The organism is Clostridium sp. (genome assembly GCF_016650095.1).
In the GTDB taxonomy this organism is placed as follows: domain Bacteria; phylum Bacillota; class Clostridia; order Clostridiales; family Clostridiaceae; genus Clostridium_AD.
Genome location: NZ_JAENWL010000241.1, coordinates 1 through 5815 on the forward strand (window position 1 = coordinate 1; position 5815 = coordinate 5815).

Sequence of the window (5815 nt, forward strand, 5' to 3'; positions counted from 1 at the left end):
CTTTCTCAATAGAGCACTCAATATTTTTAGGATATTCAACGTTATTTACCAACTTATCAACCATAAAAATCACTCCTCTAGTATCTTTTATGAAACTATATTATAAAATGTAACTACTTTTTATAATATATCGGATATGTTACAATTATCAATAAGTTATTAACTTATTTTAGATAACAATTCTGTTAATGTAGTAAATTAATAAGTTTTGAAGGAGATTTAGAAGAAATTCAGGCACCCAATTTGATCCAGATATTTCACAACTGTTTCTCAATATAATATCATAAGAACTGACACTTTGTATAACTAACAAAATGACTATTTCGTTAGCTCAGTAGTCGCTTGCGGTAGAACGTTTGTTGTGATAAAACTACAAACACACGTTTAGTCAGAAAATAATTTTAAACTGTGGGGAGATGCAATAATGAACTTTAATTTAAACGAATTTTTAAGATCTGTAGCGAATTCATTAGACACTATTGAAATTAAGATCTTTGGGATGCCTACAAATCATTCTAAAAGGATAGCTTATATATCCGTAAAAATCGCTCTTGAGCTCCAATTAACAAATGAAGAAATATTTGATCTGGCTTCATTGGCTATAATGCATGATAACGGAGCAAGCATGAAAATTCTACATGATAAATTATTGGGCACTACCAACGAAAAAATTAATGTAATGGAAAGCAGAAAAGGACATTGCATCATAGGAGAAGATAATCTTAAAGAATTTCCATTTTTAACAAATCCTCAAAACATCATAAAATATCATCATGAAAAATATGATGGTTCTGGCTTTTTTGGATTATCAAAAGATGAAATTCCTCTTTTGGCTCAAATTATTGCTCTTCCAGATACATTAGACTTAGTTTTTGATCTGAGAAACGTCTTAAATAAAGAAATAATTACTGCTTTTGTTCATGAGCATAGGAATACATTCTTCCCCCCTTTGTTATCAGATGTGTTTTTAAAAATTGTAGATCATCATGAATTTTGGGAAGCCTTATCAGACAAGAACATTGATGATAGTTTGAAAAAAGTGATTCCTATCTTTAGTCATGAGTTGAATTATAATGAAATACGCACGATAACAAAGACCTTTTCAAACATAATTGATGCCCAATCTGAGTTTACTCAAAAGCATTCTTCAGGTCTTTCAGAGAAACTTGAGAAAATGGCTGAATTTTATAAGATGGACACAATAATGACATTGAAACTATTAATTGCAACGGATTTACATGATCTTGGCAAATTGGTTATTAGTAGTGACTTATTAGACAAGCCGGGGAAATTATCCGAAGAAGAATTTGTGGAAATAAAGAAGCATCCAAAGGTAACTAAGGTTTGCTTACAAGATATTAGTGGGTTTGAAGAAATTACAAAATGGGCTTCCAACCATCATGAAAAATTAGATGGCTCAGGGTATCCGGAAGGTTTGAAAGCCGATGATCTTGATTTTAATTCACGGTTAATAACCTGTTTAGACATTTATCAAGCTCTACGAGAAGATAGACCTTATAGAAAATCGATGGATCATAATAAAGCTATGGGAATTTTGAAAGGTATGGTGGAAGTAGGACAACTGGATCACATTATTGTTGATGATATTAATTCTGTTTTCTCGAATCTTTGAACCATGTAGAAAGGATTATAAGGTCTCGGAGATGAGGGTAGACACTGGGGGGATTTTACGGAACAGAAAGCGGCGAAAGCAAATACTATGTAAAATTATCTTTACGGGGTAGGGGGTTGTGTAGTAACGGGACAGAAATTCCCGTTCCATTTAATAAAATTTGCCAATAACAGAGATTTTTAACCCCTATCAAAAACGATGGTATTTGAGAATTAATAATTTTACTAAAAATTAATGCATGCAATCCATAAAAACGGTTATTAAAACTATTATCATAAACAACCTATTATGATAATATTAACATATGATTAGGAGGTGCTGCAATGATTGAAAATTATAGGTATGGGTATGCAAGTTATGTGAGGTAATTCAACATCAAGTATTGAGGCGGTAAAAGCCTTGAAATACAAAGTAAACTTCTGATATTACCTCACATAATTTTTTGAGTTTGCAATGGCAAATCTATTGTAGAAACTCCGGAAATGATTTCTTCACTGTCTCGTTTGATTCATTTACAGGAATTACGTTTGGAATTTCACGTTCTGTAAGGGCCTGTGTTATTGCCATTTGGCTAACCTTTGCATAATGCTCAGTGGACTTGACCGCAGCATGGCCGAGAAAGTCTCGGATATATATGAGCTGGATACCGGCTTCAACCATATGAACACTTTTGCTATGCCGGAAACTGTCCGGTGAGTAATTAATTTCCCTAAACATATACGGACATTTTATCCTTGCCAACTCCACATATTTTTCAACAATATTGCGGATACATGCTGTAGTCATTTTTTCATGGGTTTGGCTGCTGAATAGCGGATGAATGTGCGATTCTTCATTATCAAGCTTTTGAGACTTCATGTATTGCTTTATCAGCTTTGAGCAATCGTCTGTTAATGGAATTTCCCGTGTTTTTTCTCCCCTTGCCATGCAGTTTTATTCGGGTTGGGCGACCAAACCTAACATCGCCGACAATAACATCACAAATGAGGAATGGTACCAATTCATACAAGGTGCTTCCTTTCCGTTCCATTTTTCTGAATGAATCTACCGCAAAAGTATGGCGCAGACAGTGGGGAGAAATACCTCTGCTGAATTTGCTTCCATCTGGCAATGCTATTCCGGCACTTTTCAACGTAATACCAAACCAGCGCATCGCCCAAATTTGCGGAAAACGCTTATGGTTACGGCTTTCAAAAAAGTACGTTGTATCTACCAAATCCCATCAAATGTGATAACCATGGGTTCTACAGTTATTAGTGAATATTAGTAAAAAGCATTTTCTCGAATCCCCCTATCTCCACCATTTTTTTGTATTTTTACAAATGATTATTATAAAATTACTTCTATAGATAAATTTTGTTTTATATTATTTAAGCACTGCCTGTGCTATTCTAATAAGTTGCTCTTTACTTAAAGCTTCAAGATACCTTTGACGTTCCATAAAGGTGCACTCTTCTAAAAGTTTTCTTACTTTATGAGTCTCTATATAAATACCCGAAAGCATTAAATCTTTACTACTAGAATCCATGTAATGCCTCCTCCAAATGTTATAATATATTGTTGCAATGCCCTCGCTGTAGCCTTTATCTATTAGTTTAATAATACCTGTTCTTCTATCTTTCTTCTCACAGCATTCACAAAGTTTATATATTTTCTGTAGCTTTACCATCTTTATTTTCCTTCTTTCTTACACCATGAGAAACATACAAAATACAAGTTTCCCGCTTATTTTATATATCCATACACAATTTTTACATATACAGATAATTCCATCCCAAAAGTAAAAAGGCCCAGAACACAAATCTGAAACCTTATCTTTTGCAATAAAAATCCAGAAGAGTCTTATTCTATCATTGCTGTTCGTATTTATTTACGTACATACACAGTATATATTATAGCATATTTTTCACTTTAATATAAGAGGACTTTGAATAATATGGGCATTCTGGTAATTAAAAGAACTCGCTAAACAGCGAGTTCTTTCCTTATTGCAAATTATATTAGTTTTAGATATTCAGCAATCGCTTCTTTCCAGTTCCTAGTTATGTCCCCAGTGGTTAATTCTAACATATAATTTCTAAGCACTGAATATTGAGGTCTTTTTGATGGTCTTGAAAATTCATCGTTTTTGCAAAGAGAAACTTCTGTAGTAATCCCTTTAAGCCTAAATATTTCTTTAGTGAGTTCATACCATGTGCATTCACCTTTGCAAGTACAATGAAACAGTCCATAATTTTTTTCTTCTACGAGTTTTATTATAACTCTACTTAAATCAACTGTACTTGTAGGTGTCCCCTTCTGATCATTAACTATTTTTAATGGCTTATTAGTTTTGCTTAAATCTAACATAGTTTTTATAAAGTTATCCCCATCCCCGTAAAGCCATGCAGTTCTAACTATATAGTGCTTAGGATTAAGGTGCTTAGCAAATATTTCTCCCTCGAGCTTTGTTTTTCCATAAATGGTTTGTGGATTTACTTCATCAAACTCTGTTAGTGATTTATTCAAATTACCAGCAAAAACATAATCTGTTGATACTTGAACAATTTCAGCTCCAATTTTATTTGCAGCTGATGCTAAGTTTTTAGGTCCTACTGTATTTATCTTATATGCCATATCTATTTCTGTCTCACACCTTTCAACATCTGTTAGTGCGGCACAGTTGATAATTAAATCTGGTTTGTTTTCATCTACAAAACTATTTACTCTACCTACATCTGTTATATCTAAATCTGCCACATCTGTAAGTATTAAGTGAACACCTTTTTTCCTTTGATATTGCTTAGATAATTCTCTACCTAGCTGACCATTAGCACCTGTAATTAATATTTTCATAATTAATTCTCCCCCTAACTAAATAACTCATATGTTTGTGAATTATAAAAGTAGTAATTACTACTGTCATATAAATCTTTACCTGCAAACCTACATCCTATAGAAAAATTTTATATTTATATAGTTATATTCTACAAATTTTTATAGTTTCCTTTATTTATAAATTTCTTTAAAAAAGGTCCAGGTTTACTCAATAGAAATTTGCTTTTTTATATAGTAAAAAAAGCCCTGAATTACCTTATGGTATTTCAAGACTTTTAATACTTACTGGTGGAGATGATGGGGCTCGAACCCACGACCCCTTGAATGCCATCCAAGTACTCTCCCAGCTGAGCTACATCCCCCTAATATATAAAAATTATATACCAAATTTCAAATGTATGCAATAGAGTTAAAATCTAAACTTATTTTAAAATTCCTCTAGCCTCTACCATTCTCTGAAATGCAGTTATTACAATTAATATTGAGAATATGTTAGTTATTAATGCAAGGTGCCTCGGTAACAATATCATTAGTGTAAAAAGTATAAATCCTTCTGTTCTCTCTGCCACTCCGGCTTGATAATAGAATGATTTACTACCCTTATTCTGAGAAAGCGCGCCTACTGTTAAAAAAATAGACATGGATAGTATTATTGCAGCTGTTAAAAATAATAATTGGAGTCTACATTGTGGTTGCTTCATGGCTATTGCCAAAATAACTCCTATTTCAACTAACCGGTCAAAGGTTACATCAATAAGTGTCCCCCATGGAGTTGAATTTCCACTAATTCTTGCCATTTCACCATCTACAGCATCAAAAAAACCCGAAACCCATAAAAGTGTAACTGCAATCAAAGGTTTGCCCGCATAAATAAATACGAAGGGTAATAACCCTATTAGAAAACCTAACGCAGTAATATTATTAGGCGTCATATTTAATTTCAGAAAAATGCTAGCTGTATATTTTAAAAGTGGCCTTATATATTTTCTACCGTGAGTATCTAACATCTTTATCAAACCTTCCCATTCTATAAACATCAAAAATTGTTACCCGTCCATCTATCTCATATTTCATGTTTTATAGCTTTTCAATTCTTCTTTTGCCTTTGTATCTATTAATCCACTTTTGAGTAGTACTTCTATTTTTCTGCTGAAACCTAAATGTTGAACACGTCTTTTCATTCAATACCTCATCATTAAACATCAAATCCAACAAATGCACGGTTTTTTTTTCTCCCCTTGACAATGCCTCTGCGCAGGATTGACAGTAAGTTAATATATGCTGAGTTGGAGCCTGCTCCGCTCTTTTGCTCATATGCTTAACTGCAAGCAGGTTATTAGTTACTCCTACCATCGCACCTGCACC

Annotated in this window: 5 protein-coding genes, 1 tRNA gene and 1 pseudogene; 1 reads left to right on the forward strand and 6 read right to left on the reverse strand. The window is 33.1% G+C overall.

The features are described from left to right. Positions 1–424 precede the first annotated feature (424 nt). On the forward strand, positions 425–1633 hold the full coding sequence (locus JJE11_RS13205; protein ID WP_291636361.1) for an HD domain-containing phosphohydrolase: 1209 nt from the start codon (positions 425–427) through the stop codon (positions 1631–1633). 462 nt (positions 1634–2095) lie between these two features. On the opposite strand, the gene JJE11_RS13210 is transcribed toward JJE11_RS13205, so the two are convergent. The 6 genes and pseudogenes from JJE11_RS13210 to JJE11_RS13235 form a co-directional block, all read right to left on the reverse strand. Beyond that, positions 2096–2560 (reverse strand): tyrosine-type recombinase/integrase, encoded by a 465-nt coding sequence (locus JJE11_RS13210; RefSeq protein ID WP_291636363.1) that lies wholly within the window; start codon positions 2558–2560, stop codon positions 2096–2098. A gap of 439 nt (positions 2561–2999) precedes the next feature. Continuing rightward, entirely contained in the window at positions 3000–3302 is a 303-nt protein-coding gene (locus tag JJE11_RS13215) for a hypothetical protein (RefSeq protein WP_291636366.1), read from the reverse strand. A gap of 326 nt (positions 3303–3628) precedes the next feature. Beyond that, positions 3629–4468 carry a dTDP-4-dehydrorhamnose reductase gene (gene rfbD / locus JJE11_RS13220; protein WP_291636368.1) on the reverse strand — a complete coding sequence of 280 codons (840 nt, stop codon included), beginning with the start codon at positions 4466–4468 and terminating at the stop codon, positions 3629–3631. 268 nt (positions 4469–4736) lie between these two features. Continuing rightward, positions 4737–4812, reverse strand: a tRNA-Ala gene (locus tag JJE11_RS13225). Positions 4813–4872: 60 nt separating this feature from the next. Beyond that, positions 4873–5487, reverse strand: coding sequence for a CDP-alcohol phosphatidyltransferase family protein (locus tag JJE11_RS13230; protein ID WP_291636370.1), 615 nt, complete (start codon positions 5485–5487; stop codon positions 4873–4875). A 40-nt stretch (positions 5488–5527) separates the two neighbouring features. Then, a pseudogene (locus tag JJE11_RS13235) lies at positions 5528–5815 on the reverse strand ((Fe-S)-binding protein); the annotation flags it as partial.